12 protein-coding genes are annotated in these 14,613 nt (G+C 73.3%); 6 read left to right on the forward strand and 6 right to left on the reverse strand.

Features of this window, described 5'->3' with window-relative positions; all coding sequences use genetic code 11:
• Window positions 1–49: 49 nt before the first annotated feature.
• From ABZ621_RS01135 to ABZ621_RS01150, 4 genes are all read right to left on the reverse strand, one after another.
• Window positions 50–577 carry an NUDIX hydrolase family protein gene (locus ABZ621_RS01135; protein ID WP_360599891.1) on the reverse strand — a complete coding sequence of 176 codons (528 nt, stop codon included), beginning with the start codon at window positions 575–577 and terminating at the stop codon, window positions 50–52.
• Window positions 578–692: 115 nt separating this feature from the next.
• A complete protein-coding gene (locus ABZ621_RS01140) occupies window positions 693–1,538 on the reverse strand; it encodes a carbohydrate ABC transporter permease (protein ID WP_360599364.1) in 846 nt (281 codons plus the stop codon).
• On the reverse strand, window positions 1,535–3,064 hold the full coding sequence (locus ABZ621_RS01145; RefSeq protein ID WP_360599366.1) for a sugar ABC transporter permease: 1,530 nt from the start codon (window positions 3,062–3,064) through the stop codon (window positions 1,535–1,537). The genes ABZ621_RS01140 and ABZ621_RS01145 overlap by 4 nt, the downstream gene beginning before the upstream one ends.
• Before the next feature lie 13 nt (window positions 3,065–3,077).
• The gene (locus ABZ621_RS01150) at window positions 3,078–4,409 is read right to left on the reverse strand and encodes an ABC transporter substrate-binding protein (protein ID WP_360599368.1); all 1,332 of its coding nucleotides are present in this window, start codon (window positions 4,407–4,409) and stop codon (window positions 3,078–3,080) included.
• A gap of 194 nt (window positions 4,410–4,603) precedes the next feature.
• Between ABZ621_RS01150 and ABZ621_RS01155 the strand changes: the two genes are divergently transcribed.
• Window positions 4,604–5,557 carry an ADP-ribosylglycohydrolase family protein gene (locus tag ABZ621_RS01155; protein ID WP_360599370.1) on the forward strand — a complete coding sequence of 318 codons (954 nt, stop codon included), beginning with the start codon at window positions 4,604–4,606 and terminating at the stop codon, window positions 5,555–5,557.
• A 40-nt stretch (window positions 5,558–5,597) separates the two neighbouring features.
• Here the strand turns inward: ABZ621_RS01155 and ABZ621_RS01160 are convergent, their stop codons facing one another.
• Window positions 5,598–6,701, reverse strand: a complete 1,104-nt coding sequence (locus tag ABZ621_RS01160; RefSeq protein ID WP_360599372.1) for an AI-2E family transporter — start codon at window positions 6,699–6,701, stop codon at window positions 5,598–5,600.
• Between the two features lie 148 nt (window positions 6,702–6,849).
• Between ABZ621_RS01160 and ABZ621_RS01165 the strand changes: the two genes are divergently transcribed.
• On the forward strand, window positions 6,850–7,395 hold the full coding sequence (locus ABZ621_RS01165; protein WP_360599374.1) for an amphi-Trp domain-containing protein: 546 nt from the start codon (window positions 6,850–6,852) through the stop codon (window positions 7,393–7,395).
• Between the two features lie 39 nt (window positions 7,396–7,434).
• On the opposite strand, the gene ABZ621_RS01170 is transcribed toward ABZ621_RS01165, so the two are convergent.
• Complete coding sequence (locus tag ABZ621_RS01170; protein WP_360599376.1) at window positions 7,435–8,856, reverse strand: lamin tail domain-containing protein; 1,422 nt, start codon at window positions 8,854–8,856, stop codon at window positions 7,435–7,437.
• Window positions 8,857–9,072: 216 nt separating this feature from the next.
• Here ABZ621_RS01170 and ABZ621_RS01175 point away from each other — a divergent pair, with 216 nt between their 5' ends.
• The 4 genes from ABZ621_RS01175 (at window position 9,073) to ABZ621_RS01190 (ending at window position 14,292) form a co-directional block, all read left to right on the forward strand.
• Complete coding sequence (locus tag ABZ621_RS01175; RefSeq protein WP_360599378.1) at window positions 9,073–9,768, forward strand: TetR/AcrR family transcriptional regulator; 696 nt, start codon at window positions 9,073–9,075, stop codon at window positions 9,766–9,768.
• 118 nt (window positions 9,769–9,886) lie between these two features.
• Window positions 9,887–11,449, forward strand: a complete 1,563-nt coding sequence (locus tag ABZ621_RS01180) for an MDR family MFS transporter (RefSeq protein WP_360599893.1) — start codon at window positions 9,887–9,889, stop codon at window positions 11,447–11,449.
• Between the two features lie 178 nt (window positions 11,450–11,627).
• Entirely contained in the window at window positions 11,628–12,902 is a 1,275-nt protein-coding gene (locus ABZ621_RS01185) for an amidohydrolase family protein (RefSeq protein ID WP_360599380.1), read from the forward strand.
• Window positions 12,903–12,957: 55 nt separating this feature from the next.
• The gene (locus ABZ621_RS01190) at window positions 12,958–14,292 is read left to right on the forward strand and encodes an amidohydrolase (RefSeq protein ID WP_360599382.1); all 1,335 of its coding nucleotides are present in this window, start codon (window positions 12,958–12,960) and stop codon (window positions 14,290–14,292) included.
• Window positions 14,293–14,613 lie beyond the last annotated feature (321 nt).

Below are 14,613 nucleotides of genomic sequence, written 5' to 3' on the forward strand. Positions count from 1 at the left end.
CGGACGCGCGTCCCCGCGCGGCCGGGCCGGTGTCACGGGCGGTGAGGGCTCAGTAGGTGACGCCGACGTGTGCCAGCGCCTGCCTCAGGAGGACGCCGTGGCCGCCGGGCATCTCGCTCTGCACCGCCGGGGAGGCGGCTTCCCTGGGGCTGAACCACACCAGGTCGAGGGCGTCCTGGCGGGGGCGGCAGTCGCCGCTGACCGGGACGACGTAGGCCAGCGAGACGGCGTGCTGGCGGGGGTCGTGGAACGGGGTGATGCCGGCCGTCGGGAAGTACTCGGCGACCGTGAACGGCTGCAGGGACGCGGGCACGCGGGGCAGGGCGACCGGACCGAGGTCCTTCTCCAGGTGCCGCAGCAGGGCGTCCCGGACGCGCTCGTGGTGCATGACGCGCCCGGAGACGAGGGTGCGGTTGATCGTTCCGTCGGCGCCGATGCGGAGCAGCAGTCCGATGCTCGTGACCTCGCCGCTGTCGTCCACCCGGACGGGAACGGCGTCGACGTAGAGGATCGGCATCCGGGCACGGGCCGTGTCCAGCTCGTCCGAGGACATCCAGCCGGGCGTGGTCTCAGTCATGTCAGACATCGCCTGATCATACTTTCCGCCACCGCCGTGCGACCCGGATTCCGGCATCCGTCGTTCGGGTGAGCCGCGAAGGCGCCCAGGGGCGCCCCGCGGCCGCCGTACCGCCTCACTTCACCGACCCGGCCATCACCCCCTGCACGAAGTGCTTCTGGAAGGCGAAGAACACCACCAGGGGCACGACCAGGGAGAGGAACGCCCCCGGCGCCAGGACCCCGATGTTGCTGCCGAACTGCCGCATCTGCGACTGGAGCGCCACCGTCAGCGGCTGGGACTCGCCGTCCGCGAAGAGCAGCGCCACCAGCATGTCGTTCCACACCCACAGGAACTGGAAGATCGCCAGGCTCGCCAGCGCCGGCCGCCCCAGCGGCAGCACGAGGCGCCGGAAGATCCGCCACTCCCCGCCGCCGTCGATGCGGGCCGCCTCCAGCATCTCCCGGGGGATCTCCGCGAAGAAGTTGCGCAGCAGGAAGACCCCGAACGGCAGCCCGTACGCGACGTGGAAGAGGACGACACCGGCCACCGTCCCGAACAGCCCCACCGCGCCGAAGAGTTTGGCCACCGGAAGCAGCCCGATCTGCACCGGGACCACCAACAGGCCGACGACCACCAGGAACAGCCAGTCCCGGCCCGGGAACTCCAGCCACGCGAAGGCGTATCCGGCGAGCGCCGCCACCCCCACCACCAGGACGGTGGTGGGGACGGAGATCAGGACGGTGTTCCAGAACGCCTGGACGAGCCCCGAATCGTCCAGCAGCGCACGGTAGTTGTCGAAGGAGAGCTGTGACGGCTCGGTGATCGAGGACCACCAGCCGTCCGCGGCGTTGTCCTGCTCCGAGCGCAGCGAGGAGAGCAGCAGCCCGGCCAGCGGGGTGATCCAGACCAGGGCGACCAGGATCAGCAGCGCCTGCACCGCCGAACTCCCCAGCCACCGCGTCGCCTTCGTGGTCCTCATCGCGAGCCCCCCTTCCGGAAGCGCCGGATGTTGAAAACCATCGCCGGGACGACGAGCAGGAGCAGCAGCACGCTCAGCGCGCTGCCGAGCCCCTGGTCGTTCCCGCCGCCGAAGGACACCAGCCACATCCGCGTGGCCAGGACGTTCGCGTCCTCCTGCACGGGCCCCGGGGCGATGACGTAGACGAGGTCGAAGACCTTCATCACGTTGATCACCAGCGTCACGAACACGACGGTGAGGACGGGCGCGAGCAGCGGCACCGTGATCCGCCGGAAGACCTGCCGCTCGTTCGCGCCGTCCACCCGGGCCGCCTCCAGGACGTCACGGGGGAGGGCGGCGAGCCCCGCCCCGATCAGGACCATGGAGAAGCCGGTCCACACCCACAGGTAGGCGCCGATGATCGCCGGCGTGACGAGCGCCGGGCCGAGCCAGTCGACCCCGCCGTACCCGGCGGCGAAGTTCGCGGCCGGCACCCGCAGCCGGTACGTCCCGTCACCGAGCCCGTCGAGGCGGAAGGTGCCGTCGGCGGCCGTCCGCGCGGACGCCGCCACCGCCCCGTCCGCGCCGACGGCCTCGACCGTCATCCCGGGCAGCCCCTTCTCCCGGGCGTCGACGACCCCGGCCCGGCCGCCCGCGCCGGGTGTGAAGTCCAGGTACACGGTCCCGGACAGACCGTCCGGAGCGGGCTCGGGGGCCCGCGCCGGCTCCGCACCCGCCGGTACGGCTCCGGGGGCGACGCCCACGAAGGGCAGGACGGCCACGGAGCCCGGCCGCAGCACGCCGCTCGTGTACCCGTCGGCCGGGCCGCCGGTGAGGCCCTCGCCGTCCCGGGCACGGGCGGTCGGGTACGGGGACGGCTCGTCGAAGGCGTCGTGGACGCCCACCACGACCGCGTTGAGCACCCCCCGGTCGGGATCCTGCTCGTACGCCAGCCGGAAGACGATGCCCGCGGCCAGGAAGGACACGGCCATGGGCAGGAACAGCGCGAGCTTGAACGCCGTCGCCCAGCGGACCTTCTCGGTGAGCACGGCGAGCACCAGGCCGAGCCAGGTGAGCAGCACGGGAGCGACGACCACCCAGACCGCGCTGTTGCGCAGCGCCTTCAGGGTGGCCGGGTCGCGGAACATCTCCACGTAGTTGTCCGCGCCGACGAACCGGTCGCCGCTCGCGTCGAAGAGACTGCGGCCGACGGAGAAGACCACCGGATAGGCGACGAGCGCGCCGAGGAGCAGCAGCGCGGGGAGGGCGAAGGCGGCGCCGAGCAGCCGCCTCCGGCGCAGGGCGCGCCGCCGCGGATCCGCCGCGGGGCGCGCCCTGGGCCGCGGGCGCGTGACGGACCGCCGGCCGGGGGCGGACGGCGGATCGGCCGGGGACTTCGGGCCGGTCGGGGACGGCGGATCGGTCGGGGACGGCGGATCGGTCGGGGACGGCGGATCGGTCGCGGACGCAGCGGCGACCGAGGGCCTCGGGTCGGTGTCGGATGTCGGGTCGGTCGTGGGCTCGCTGTCGCCGGTGGGCCGGTCCATGGCGGGCCCGGCCTCAGTTCCCGTACGCCTTGGCCGCCGCGGCCTCCAGCGCGGCCGCCGTCCGGCGCGGGTCCGAGGGGTCGCGCAGGAAGTCCTGGAGGAGCTTCCACTCGCCGGCGCCCTTGGTGCCGCCGAACGCGGCCGGTGCCTGGTCGGACATGTCGAAGCGGACGGTGTCCCCGGCGGCGACGAGCGAGGCGGCGGTGGCGCGGGCGGTGTCGTCCGCGTACGCCTCCGGCTTCACGTCCTTGTTGGGGGAGAGGAAGCCGCCCGCCCCGGCCCACACCTCGGCGGCCTCGGGCGTGGCGAGGAACTCCAGGAGCCTCATCCCGGCGTCCGCGTTCTTCGCGTCCTTGAGGACGACGGCGGCGTCGCCGCCGCTGACCACGGGCGCCTTCCCGGAGCCGACCGGCGGGAAGGGGAAGAACTTCGCGTCCTCGCCGGGCTTCCTGCCGAACTCGTCCTTGGCGACGCCACCGACGAAGTCGCCCTCGTACACCAGGGCGGCCTTGGGCTCCGGGCCGAAGACCTTCTCCACGGAGCCGGGGAAGTCGGTCCGCAGCGCCTCGGCGGCCCCGCCCGCGACGAGCCGCTCGTCCTTGAAGACCTCGGCGAGGGTGGTGAGCGCGGTGACGACGCTGGGGTCGGTCCACTTCAGCTCGTGCCGGGCGAGCAGGTCGTACTTCTCCGGTCCCGCCTGCGACAGGTAGACGTTCTCGAACCAGTCGGTGAGCGTCCAGCCGTCCTCGCCGGCGACGGCGAACGCGGGCAGGCCGGAGTCGGCGAGCGTCCGGCCCGCCGCGAGCAGCTCGTCCCAGCTCTTCGGCTCGCCCACCCCGGCCTGTTCCAGGGCGTCGGGGGCGTACCAGACGGTCGACTTGTGGGCGGCCTTGAAGTAGAGGCCGTAGAAGGTGCCGTCGACCGTGCCGTACTCCTTCCAGACCGGTGCGAGGTTCCCGGACGCGGTGGTCGCGGCCGGTTCCGAGAGCGGCTTCAGCCAGCCCGCCTCGGCGAACTGCCGGAGCACGCCGACCTGGGGGACGAGGACCACCTCGGGGGCGTTGCCGCCCTCGATCTTGCTGCCGACGAAGGTGGAGACGTTGTCGCCGGAGGGGACGAAGACGGTCTTGGCGCCGGTCTTCGCGCTGAACGCGTCGAGGACCTTCTTGAAGTTCTCCTGCTCGCCGCCGGTCCACACGCCGGCGACGGTGACGGTCGTGCCGGCCAGCGCGCCGCCGGACTTCGGGTCCGTGTCGCCGCCGCAGCCGGTGGCGGCGAGCGCGAGCGCGAGCCCCGCGGAGAGCGTGCCCGCGGCGCGGAGGGTCGTGAGGGAGGGTCGTCGCATGATCGTCCTTCCTTCGCTTCGAAACCTTCATGCTAGGGAGGCATGACGAAAACATGTCAACGGGCGCGGCCCAACTGCCTTGAGTACCTTGAGGATCCCGCCGCCACCGCCCTCGGCGCCCTCGCGGCCCCTCCCCCGGCGGGCCGGGGCGAAACCAGGTGTCCGAGGGCGTTCCGAGCCGTGATACTGCTCCGATGACCGAGACGTCGAACACCCGGACGACCGACCTGACGACCGCCCTGCCCGTCCCCGTACGGGACGCGCTGCACGGGCTCGCGTTCGGTGACGCCTTCGGCGACCGCTGGTTCCGCATCCTCCGCAGGGAGGGCGAGGCGCCCCTGCGGGCGCGGACGCTCCCGGCGGAGGAGCCGTGGCGGTGGACCGACGACACCGCCCAGGCCCTCGTCCTCGTACGGGAACTCGCCGCGCACGGCGGCACCGTCGACCAGGACCGGCTCGCCCGCGCGCTCGCCGCCGCCTACACCGCCGACACCCACCGCGGCTACGGCGCCTCCATGCACGACGTCCTGCGCCGGATCGACGCCGGCGAGCCCTGGCGGGACGTCGTCTCCGGACAGTTCGGAGGGCAGGGCTCCTGGGGCAACGGCGCCGCCATGCGCGTCGCCCCGCTCGGCGCCTGGCACGCCGGAGACCTCGGCACCGTCGCGGAGCTGGCCGCCCGTCAGGCCGTCGTCTCCCACCACCACCCCGAGGCGGTCGCCGGGGCGACGGCCGTCGCCCTCGCCGCCGCGCTGGCCACCCGCAGCCGCGGCGGCCCGGCCCCCACGCGCCCCGGCCTGCTCCTGACCGTCGCCGACCACCTCCCGGACGGCGACGTCCGGTCCGGCCTGCGGATCGCCGCCCGCATGCCCGGCCACACCTCCGTCCGGCACGCCGCCGAGGTCCTGGGCTCCGGATACCGCATGTCGGGCCCCGACACCGTCCCGTACGCCCTCTGGTGCGCGGCCGGGCACCTCGACGACCTCCACGAAGGCCTCTGGACCACCGTCGCGGGCCGCGGCGACATCGACACCACCTGCGCCATCGCGGGCGGGGTGATCGCCGCCCGCACCGGCGTCGAGGCCCTGCCCGCCGCCTGGCACACGGCCCGCGAGCCCCTCCCGCCGCTGCCGGAACACCTCGGCTGAGAGGCGCGGGACCGTGGGGCCGCCGGACCGCCGGGTGAGGTCAAGGGCCCGCGCCCTCCGCGGGGTCGGGGACCTCACCCGTACGCCCCCGGGCCTCGCGGCGCAGCGCCGTGCGCACCGACCACACCACCGACACCAGCGGCACGGCCACCACCGCCCCCACGATGCCGGCCGCGATCGACCCCGCCACCACCGAGACCGCCACCACCAGCGGGTGCAGCCGTACCGCCCAGCTCATCACCAGCGGGTGCAGGACATGCCCCTCGATCTGCCCGATCACGACGATCAGCGCCACCACGAGCCCCGCCACCAGCGGCCCCTTCGCCGCCAGGGCCACCACCGCGGCCACCGCGAGCGCGATCGGCGAACCGATCAGCGGCACGAACGCCGCCGCGAACTCCAGCAGCGCCAGCGGCACCGCGAGCGGCACGCCGAGCAGCCACAGGGCGACCCCGACCAGCACCGCGTTCACCGCGGCGACGAGCACGATCCCGTGGGTGTACCCCGTGAACGTCCGCCACGCCGCACGTCCGCCGACCGCCACCCGCTCCCGCACCGACTCCGGCAGCTGCTCCTGGAACCACGCCCATTGGCGGTCCCCCGAGTGGATGAAGAAAACCGACGCGAACACGGCCAGGGCGAGCGTCGTCAGGACCGCCACCACGTGGTGCGCCCCGCTCACCGCCTCGCCGACCAGCGCCGCGCGGTGGCTCGACAGGAACTGCCCGATCCTCGCCTCCAGATCCGTCAGCGCCTCGGGGTGGACGTGGAACGGCGGGGCCTCCAGCCACCGCTGGATGCGGTCGACGCCGTCCCGGAACTCCCGCACGAGGGTCGTGCGCTCGTTTGCCACCGCCTCCCCGACCAGCGCCAGCACGCCGAGGACCAGCGCGAGTCCGCCGAGCAGCGTGAGGGCCACCGCGAGCGCGCGGGGCAGACCGCGGGCCACGACATCGGCCACCGGCCGCAGCAGCGCGGTGACGACGAGCCCGAGGAAGAGGGCCACGCCGATCTCGTGGAACCGGCCGAGCAGGGCGAACAGGGCGTAGACGAAGAGACCGACGACGAGCAGCCGCCACGCGTACGCGGCGGCCGTGCGGAGGAAGGGGGCGACCTGGGAGAACCCCGCTGACTGCGGCTGCATGGCCGACGGCTACCACCGCGCCGCCCCTCGCCCCGCGCCGCCGCACCGCGTCTTTGCCACCTTCACCCGCCCAGCGGCGGACCAAGATCGAGAGTATTGTCCGGAAAGTACGACAATGCGTCACGACTGGCGATGACCGGAGGCCGACATGAAGGACTTCAAGTACGAGCGGAAGCGCTCGCTCTCCCGCGCGGACGCGGCCGACCAGCTGTCCGCCCTCGCGACCGCCCTCCGCAAGGGCGGCGAGGCCGAACTCGAAATGGGCGGGGGCGTCCTGAACCTCCGCATCCCCGAGAAGCTCGCGGGCGAGATCGAGCTGTCGGTCGAGGAGGGCGAGATCGAGATCGAGATCGAGCTGAAGTGGCCCGTCCGGGGCGCGGTGACGTCGAAGGAGAAGGAGAAGGAGAAGGAGAAGGAGAAGGAGAAGGCGGCGAGCAGGAAGCCGGCTCCGGAGAAGAAGCCGGCCGCCGAGAAGGCGCCCGCCAAGAAGCCTGCGGCGAAGAAGACGCCGGCCAAGAAGGCGGCCGTCAAGAAGTCGGCGCCGAAGAAGCCCGCGCCGGGCAAGCCCGCCCCCGTGACGTCGGGCCCGGCCAAGAAGGCGGTGGCGGTCAAGAAGGCGGTGGCCGTCAAGAAGGCCTCCGCGAAGAAGACCCCGGTCAAGACCAAGGCGAAGGCTCCCGCCAAGCGGTCGTGACCGCCCGGCGGGAGCCGAGGTGACGCGCAGGCGCGGGACTCAGCAGCTGACGGTGCCCCTGCGGAGGGCGTGGCCGCCGGTGTTGGAGTCGTCGGACCAGTAGACGGGCTTGGCGCCCGCCACGCACTCGTCGGCGCCGGCGAGGGCGAAGCCCTCGTTGTTGTAGTCGGGCATGCCGGCGGGCCGCGCGTACGCGGCGGTGACGGCGAAGGCGCCGGAGGAGGAGTCGACCTTCAGCGTGCGGTGCAGGCCGTCGCAGGTGTCGTCGCAGACGGCCCACAGCCGGGACGCCTGCGGCTCCCACTGCACCTCCATGACGCCGGCCATCCCGGTGGCGATCGAGGCGACGCGGGTGAAGGCGCCGGAGTCCTGGAGGACGTATCCGTGGACCGCCCCGGTGCCCTCGACGCCGACGAAGAACACGCCGCCGCCGTGGGCGCCGTAGCCGGCCGGGGCGTAGGGGGCGCCGGTCGAGGCGTCCTTGAACCCGGCGGCGGTGAGCGACGCGTCGGGGATCCAGGTGATCGCCTCGAAGCCGGCGTTGGAGCCGGTCGACGGCAGGTCGGCGGTGAGGTTCCACTCGCGCGTGGCGGTGAGGGCGGAGCCCGTACCGGCGACGTCGTAGCGCAGGACGGAGAGCCGGCTGGTGCCGGAGGCGTCGCCGTTGCGCTCGCCGGCGACGAAGACGCCGCCGGAGGCGCCCGCGCCGGTGACCGTGACGCCCTCGCTGTCGGGCGTGCCGGAGCCGTTGGGGAAGCGCAGGGTCTTGCCGGAGGACCAGCCGTTCGCGGTGTCCGGGGTCCAGCCGCCGGAGCCGTCGCGGACGAGCCGCCACAGCTTCCCGCTGTTCTGTGCGGCCCAGAGGACGGAGCCGTCCTGGTGGAGGCCGCTCAGGTCGCCGCCGAAGACGTTGGCGGCGTCGGCGGTGGCGACGGCGCTGCCGCCGGGCCAGGCGACCGGGTCCGTACCGCCGCCGGTGCCGCCGCAGGCGTTGGCCGCGCCGAGCGTGAGGGCGGCCGCGCGGAACGCGCCGGTGCCGTCGGGGCAGCGGGACCAGGACGGGGAGGAGTGGCTGGTCCAGGTGTGGCTGTCGACGAGCGTGCTGCCGTCGGGCAGGTAGAGGCGCGCCTTGTCGCCGGAACCGAGACCGAACCTGCCGTGCACGTCGAAGGCCCGGAAGGCGCCCGGGGCGAGCGTCGTGCCCGAGGCGATCGTGTACTTCGAGCTGTTGTTGTCGTCCTTGAGGATCCAGCCGGAGAGGTCGACGGTCGACGTGCCCTTGTTGTAGAGCTCGATCGAGTCCTCGACGGACCCGGTGGTGACGACCTCGTTGACGCGGATGTCGTCGGCGGGCGCGGCCTGCGCGGGCGCGGCGGTCAGCGCGCCGAGGACGAGCGCCGGTACGGCGGTGAGGGCGAGGGTCAGATCACGGCGCCGGCGGCGGGCACGCGAAACGGTCACGGAAGTCCGTCCTGGAGTTCGATGGGGAAGGCGCCCCGACGCTCGCGGCCACATCCGAACACCACCCCTCGGCCCCGGACTTCCTCCATGAACACCAGCGAAACCCTTACCTGCCGCCTGCCGCCTGCCGCCTGCCACCCCGCCACCGGTCGCGCTCGCGCGCTCCGGCCGAAGCGAGATTTTTGCACGGTCTGCAGTTTTGCGTACCATGCACCTATGGTGGAGGGGGTTCCCGCCGAGGGCGGGCTCAGAGAGCGCAAGAAGCGGGCGACGCGGGCCGCGCTGGTCGAGGCGGCGGTGCGGCTGGCGGTCGAGCGGGGGGTCGAGAACGTCACCGTCGACGCCATCAGCGCGGCCGCGGGCGTCTCCACGCGCACGTTCTTCAACTACTTCGACTCCCGTGACGAGGTCTTCGTCATGGTCGGGTCCGATTCCAGCGACCGTGTCTGCCGGGCCGTGCTCGCCGCACCGCCCGGGCCCGCCCCGCTGGAGGTGCTCCGTGACGCCCTCTCGGCGGAGCTGGAGGAGGTCGAGCAGCAGCAGGAGGTGTGGTGTCTGCACGCCGAGGTGCTGCGCAAGGCGCCCCAGCTCCTCGCGCGCAGGATCGGCGCCCACATGGCCGACGAACTCGGCCTCGCCGAGGCGCTCGCGGAGCGCATCGGCGCCGGCTCGCCGCTCTTCGCCGCGGACCGGCCCGCGTTCGCGTCCCCGGAGGACGAGGCACGCCGGCGCGCCCTGGACCTGTATCCGAGGCTGCTCGCCGCCGTCGGCGGCACCGCCGTGCGCGTCGCGGTCGAGCACTGGTCCGTACGGCAGGACCAGGCCCCCTTCGCCGACGTGTTCCGGGAGACGTTCGACCACCTCGCCGCAGGCCTCCCGGAGCCCCCGGCGGCCACCGGCCACCGGCCCTGAGCCACCGCCAGGTCCTCACGCGCCGGGGCGTCCACGCCCCTCGCGACCCACGCACCACCGAGAAAGAGAAGCTGTGAAATCACCAGCCGCGGCGTCCGTCGAGGCGTCCCCGGCCGCCATGTCGGACCGGCAGATACTCCAGGCCATGTCCGGCCTGATGGCGGGCATGTTCGTCTCCATCCTCGCCGGGACCGTGGTCGCCAACGCGCTGCCCCGGATCATCGCCGACCTGGGCGCGAGCCAGTCCTCGTACACCTGGGTCGTCACCGCCGAGCTGCTCGCCATGACGGCCACCGTGCCGCTCTGGGGCAAGCTCGCCGACCTCTACAACCAGAAGCTGCTCCTCCAGATCTCGCTGGGGCTGTTCGTGGTCGGTTCGCTCCTGGCCGGCTTCTCCCAGGAGGTCGGGCTGCTGATCTTCAGCCGGGTCGCCCAGGGCATCGGCGCCGGCGGCCTGACCGCCCTCGCCCAGGTCGTGATGGCGGCGATCATCCCGCCGCGCAGGCTCGGCAAGTACGCCGGCATCTTCGGCGCCGTCTTCGCCGTCGGCACCGTCGCGGGTCCGCTCATCGGCGGTGTCCTCGTCGACACCTCCTGGCTGGGCTGGCGCTGGTGCTTCTTCATCGGCGTCCCCTTCGCGCTCCTCGCCATCGTGCTGCTCCAGCGGACCCTCAAGCTGCCCGACCTGCGCCGCGAGGCGAAGATCGACTACCTGGGCGCCTTCCTGATCGTCTCCGGCGTCTGCGCCCTCCTCATCTGGGTGTCGCTCGCCGGCAACAGCTTCGACTGGGCCTCCTGGCAGACCGCGGCCCTGACCGGCGGCGGACTGCTCCTGCTCGTCGCGGCGGTCTTCGTCGAGTCCCGGGTCGCCGAGCCGATCATCCCGCTCGGCATCTTCCGCAACCGCACCGTGTCGCTCACCACCGTCGCCAGCCTCTTCGTCGGCCTCGCCATGTTCGGCGGCACGGTCTTCCTCTCGCAGTACTTCCAGATCTCCCTGGGGAAGTCCCCGACGGTCGCCGGCCTCATGAGCCTGCCCATGATCCTCGGCCTCCTGGTCTCCTCCACCGTCGCCGGACAGATCATCAGCAAGACCGGCCGCTGGAAGGTCTACCTGGTCGCCGGTGCCCTCACCATGACGGCCGGTCTCGGGCTCCTCTCCACGATCGACTCCGGCACGCACTTCGGCCTGACCAGCGTCTACATGGCCGTGATGGGCATCGGCGTCGGCATGCTGATGCAGAACCTCGTCCTGGCCGCGCAGAACGACGTGCAGGCCACCGAGCTCGGCGCCGCCACCTCCGTCCTCTCCTTCTTCCGCAGCCTCGGCGGCACCATCGGCACCAGCGTGCTCGGCGCCATCCTGGCCAACCGCGTCGCCACGGAGATGACCAAGGGCCTCGCGGACGCCGGAGTGCCGGCCGGCGGCGGCTCGGCCGGACATGGCGCGGTGCCCGACATGGCGACCCTCCCGGCCCCGATCCGCGCGATCGTGGAGCACGCCTACGGCGTCGCCACCGCCGAGCTCTTCCTCATCGCGACCCCCTTCGCCGCGCTCGCGCTCCTCTGCGTCCTCTTCGTCAAGGAGAAGCCGCTGAAGACCACCAGCGGGATGCAGCGCCTCGTCGAGGAGGCCGAGGAAGCCGGTCCCGCGCGCGCCGCGGCCGACGCTCCGGCGTAGTCCGGAAAACGGCACCAAAAGGACGAACCACATGCGCCGCCGAGCTGAGGCTCGGCGGCGCATTGCGTATACCAAAATCTCCTCGAACCCCGTTCTGGATCCGAAACCCCTTGTTCCACATCCTCAATTTGGTATACAAAACAGGGACCCGTGGTCGTCCTGCCCCCGAGGAGTCCCCATGTGCGTCGACGCCACCCAGCCCGTTCCCGCCGGCCTGACCCGCCGCGGCGTACTCGTCGGCGCCGCCGTGCTCGCCGGAACCATGACCGCGAGCGGCACCGCCGCGGCCGCTTCCGGAGCCGGGGCCGGCGGAGCCGGTACGGGGGCCGGGGACCTGGTCATCAGGGGCGGTACGCTGCTCGATCCCGCGACCGGGCACGTCACCGAGGACGCCGTGGTCGTGATCCGGCGCGGCACCGTCACCGCCGTCGGCCGCGCCCGTTCCGTACGGGTTCCGGACGGCCTGCCGGTCCTGGACGCGGACGGGCGCTGGGTCCTGCCGGGGCTCACCGACGCCCACACGCACCTCGGCACCACCGCCGAGGCACGCGCCGCGCTCCGCTGCGGAGTGACGAGCGCGCGCAGCGGCTCGACGTCCTTCTACCAGGACATCGCCCTCCGCGAACTGGCCCGGCACAGCCCCGGGCTCGCGCCCCGGCTGCGCGCCGTCGGCGTCTTCGTCACCCCCGACCTCGGCGACACGGTCCTGGCCGACCCCGACCTCACCCCGCTCGCGCGGTCGAAGGACGGCGTCCGTTCGGCCGAGGCGCTGCGCCGCGTGGTCGACGTCAACGCCGCCCGCGGCGCCGACGTCATCAAGACCCGGGTCAACGAACGCGCGGGCCTGCCCGACCAGGACCCCCTCGCCCAGGTCTACTCGCGCGAGCAGCTGTCCGAGACCGTCGCGGCGGCCCGCCGTCACGGCAAGGGAGTGCTCTGCCACAGCTACAGCGAGAAGGGCTGCCACGACGCCGTCACCGCGGGCGTCCGCTCCCTGGAGCACGGCGTCTTCGTCGGCGAGCGCACCCTCCACGAGATGCGACGCCGCGACACCTGCTTCACGCCCACCCTCACGGCCATCGCCGAGCTCGCCGACGACCCGGACCCGGTCCTCGCCGAACGCGGCCGCACCTTCCTGCCGGTCCTGAAGCGGGCCGTGCGGGCCGCGTACGAGCTCGGCGTCCCGCTCGCGGCCGGCACCGACTCCTCCGGTGGCACGGTCGACCCCGTCGGCCGAGAGGTGGAACTCATGCACGCCGCCGGCCTCCCGGCCCTCGACGCCCTCCGCACCGCCACCACGGGCGCCGCCCGCCTCCTCGGCCTCGACCGCACGGCCGGCCGCCTCGCCCGGGGATACGCCGGTGACGCGATCCTCCTGGACGGGGACCCGCTCGCGGATCTCTCGCTCCTCAGGGCCCCGGTGCGCGTGGTCCGCGCGGGCGTCCTCGTCTGACTTCCCTCCTTCTCCTTTCCCCTTCTTTCCTTCTTCCCTTCCTCAAGGAGTTCCGATGCAGGAGTCCTCGGCGCCCACGGGTGCCGTGTCGCGCCGTTCGATGCTGGCCGGTGCGGCCGCCGTCGCCGGAACGGTGGCCGCGGGGGCCGTGCCCGCCGCTGCCGCCGCCCCCTCCGCCCCGACGGGCGCGGCGGGCCGGGCCGAGCGCCGGGCCCGTACGGTCGTCTTCCGTGACGTCCGGCCGTTCGGCGGGGCGGTCACGGACCTGGTGGTCGTCGACGGCGCGATCACGGACGGGCCGGCGCCGCGCGGTGCGAGGACCGTCGACGGCGGTGGCCGGATCGCGCTTCCCTCGCTCGTCGACGCCCACATCCACCCCGACAAGACGACGTGGGGAGGGGAGTGGGTGTCGCGGCGGCCCGCCTCGGCCATCGCCGACTACGTCGAGCAGGACGTGGAGCTCTTCCGTGCCCAGACCCGTTCGGTCGCGGAGCGCGCGTACGGACTCATGAGCCACGCCGTGAGCCGTGGTACGCGAGGGATGCGCGCCCACGCGGACGTCGCCCCGGCGTACGGCCTGGCGGGTGTCGAGGGCCTGGCCGAGGCCCGCCGCCGTCTCCGCCACGCGCTCGACGTGCAGATCGTCGCCTTCCCGCAGCACGGTGTCATCCGGACGCCCGGCACGGCCCGCCTCCTGGAAGAGGGCGCGCGCCGGGGTGTCGTCGACATGATCGGAGGCATCGACCCCATCGGCTTCGACCACGCCCTCGACGAGCACCTGGACACCGTCTTCGGCATCGCCGACCGGCACGGCGTCGGCGTCGACATCCACCTGCACGACGGGGGAGAGGAGGGCGTCCGGGCCATCCGCGGCATCATCGACCGCACCCGGGCCCTCTCCCTCGCCGGCAAGGTGACCATCAGTCACGTCTTCTGCCTGCCGGGCCTGTCCGACCGTGAACTCGGTGTCCTCGCCACCGACCTCGCCGCCCAGGACATCGCCCTCACGACGGTCGCCCCCTCCCGGGACCTCGTCCTCCCGATCGCCCGGCTGCGCGAGCACGGCGTCCGCGTCGGCCTCGGCTCCGACGGCGTCCGCGACTCGTGGAGCCCCTTCGGCAACGCCGACATGCTCCACCGCGCCCACATCCTCGGCTGGGTCACCGACGTCCGTCTCGACGAGGAACTGACCGACTGCTACCGCGCGGCGGCCCACGGCGGCGCCGACGTGATGGGCCTTCCGCACGCCGACCTCACGCCGGGTTCGCCCGCCGACTTCGTCCTCGTCCGGGGCCAGGGGCTGCCCCAGGTCGTGGTCGACATGCCGCAGCGGGACCTGGTCGTCCACGGCGGTGCGGTCGTGGCGCGGGACGGGGAGTTCCTGGCCTGACGAAGGTGACGGCGCACCGCACGGCGCACCGCTGTGCGGTGCGCCGTCGCGCGCAAGGGCGCGATCCGGCCAACGCGGGGAACGCCGCAAACGTGGACCACTGCCCCGTACGACTCCGGCCGCGGCGAGGGTGCCGGGCCGCGGCGCCGGCCGCTTCGGCCGGTGGCGGTGTCGCCGTGGTGCGAGCGAGAGGTGGCGCGGCCCTGCCCCGTGAACTGCAATGCGTATCTGAAAGTTTCTGATGGTCCTTCAACAACCGTCACGAGGTGGGTGGTTGGGGACTCCTTCTGTCGGCATGGGCAGTGGACGCGCGTAGAGCGG

Origin of the sequence: Streptomyces sp. NPDC007863 (assembly GCF_040633895.1) — a bacterium.
In the GTDB taxonomy this organism is placed as follows: Bacteria; Actinomycetota; Actinomycetes; order Streptomycetales; family Streptomycetaceae; genus Streptomyces.

Excerpts from the sequence above, each read along its gene's own strand:
- ABZ621_RS01175 (WP_360599378.1), top strand. The coding sequence starts at position 9,073 with ATGGTGGAGGGGGTTCCCGCCGAGGGCGGGCTCAGAGAGCGCAAGAAG.
- ABZ621_RS01150 (WP_360599368.1), bottom strand. The coding sequence starts at position 4,409 with ATGCGACGACCCTCCCTCACGACCCTCCGCGCCGCGGGCACGCTCTCC.
- ABZ621_RS01185 (WP_360599380.1), top strand. The coding sequence starts at position 11,628 with ATGTGCGTCGACGCCACCCAGCCCGTTCCCGCCGGCCTGACCCGCCGC.
- ABZ621_RS01145 (WP_360599366.1), bottom strand. The coding sequence starts at position 3,064 with ATGGACCGGCCCACCGGCGACAGCGAGCCCACGACCGACCCGACATCC.
- ABZ621_RS01155 (WP_360599370.1), top strand. The coding sequence starts at position 4,604 with ATGACCGAGACGTCGAACACCCGGACGACCGACCTGACGACCGCCCTG.
- ABZ621_RS01190 (WP_360599382.1), top strand. The coding sequence starts at position 12,958 with ATGCAGGAGTCCTCGGCGCCCACGGGTGCCGTGTCGCGCCGTTCGATG.
- ABZ621_RS01135 (WP_360599891.1), bottom strand. The coding sequence starts at position 577 with ATGACTGAGACCACGCCCGGCTGGATGTCCTCGGACGAGCTGGACACG.
- ABZ621_RS01140 (WP_360599364.1), bottom strand. The coding sequence starts at position 1,538 with ATGAGGACCACGAAGGCGACGCGGTGGCTGGGGAGTTCGGCGGTGCAG.
- ABZ621_RS01165 (WP_360599374.1), top strand. The coding sequence starts at position 6,850 with ATGAAGGACTTCAAGTACGAGCGGAAGCGCTCGCTCTCCCGCGCGGAC.
- ABZ621_RS01180 (WP_360599893.1), top strand. The coding sequence starts at position 9,887 with ATGTCGGACCGGCAGATACTCCAGGCCATGTCCGGCCTGATGGCGGGC.
- ABZ621_RS01160 (WP_360599372.1), bottom strand. The coding sequence starts at position 6,701 with ATGCAGCCGCAGTCAGCGGGGTTCTCCCAGGTCGCCCCCTTCCTCCGC.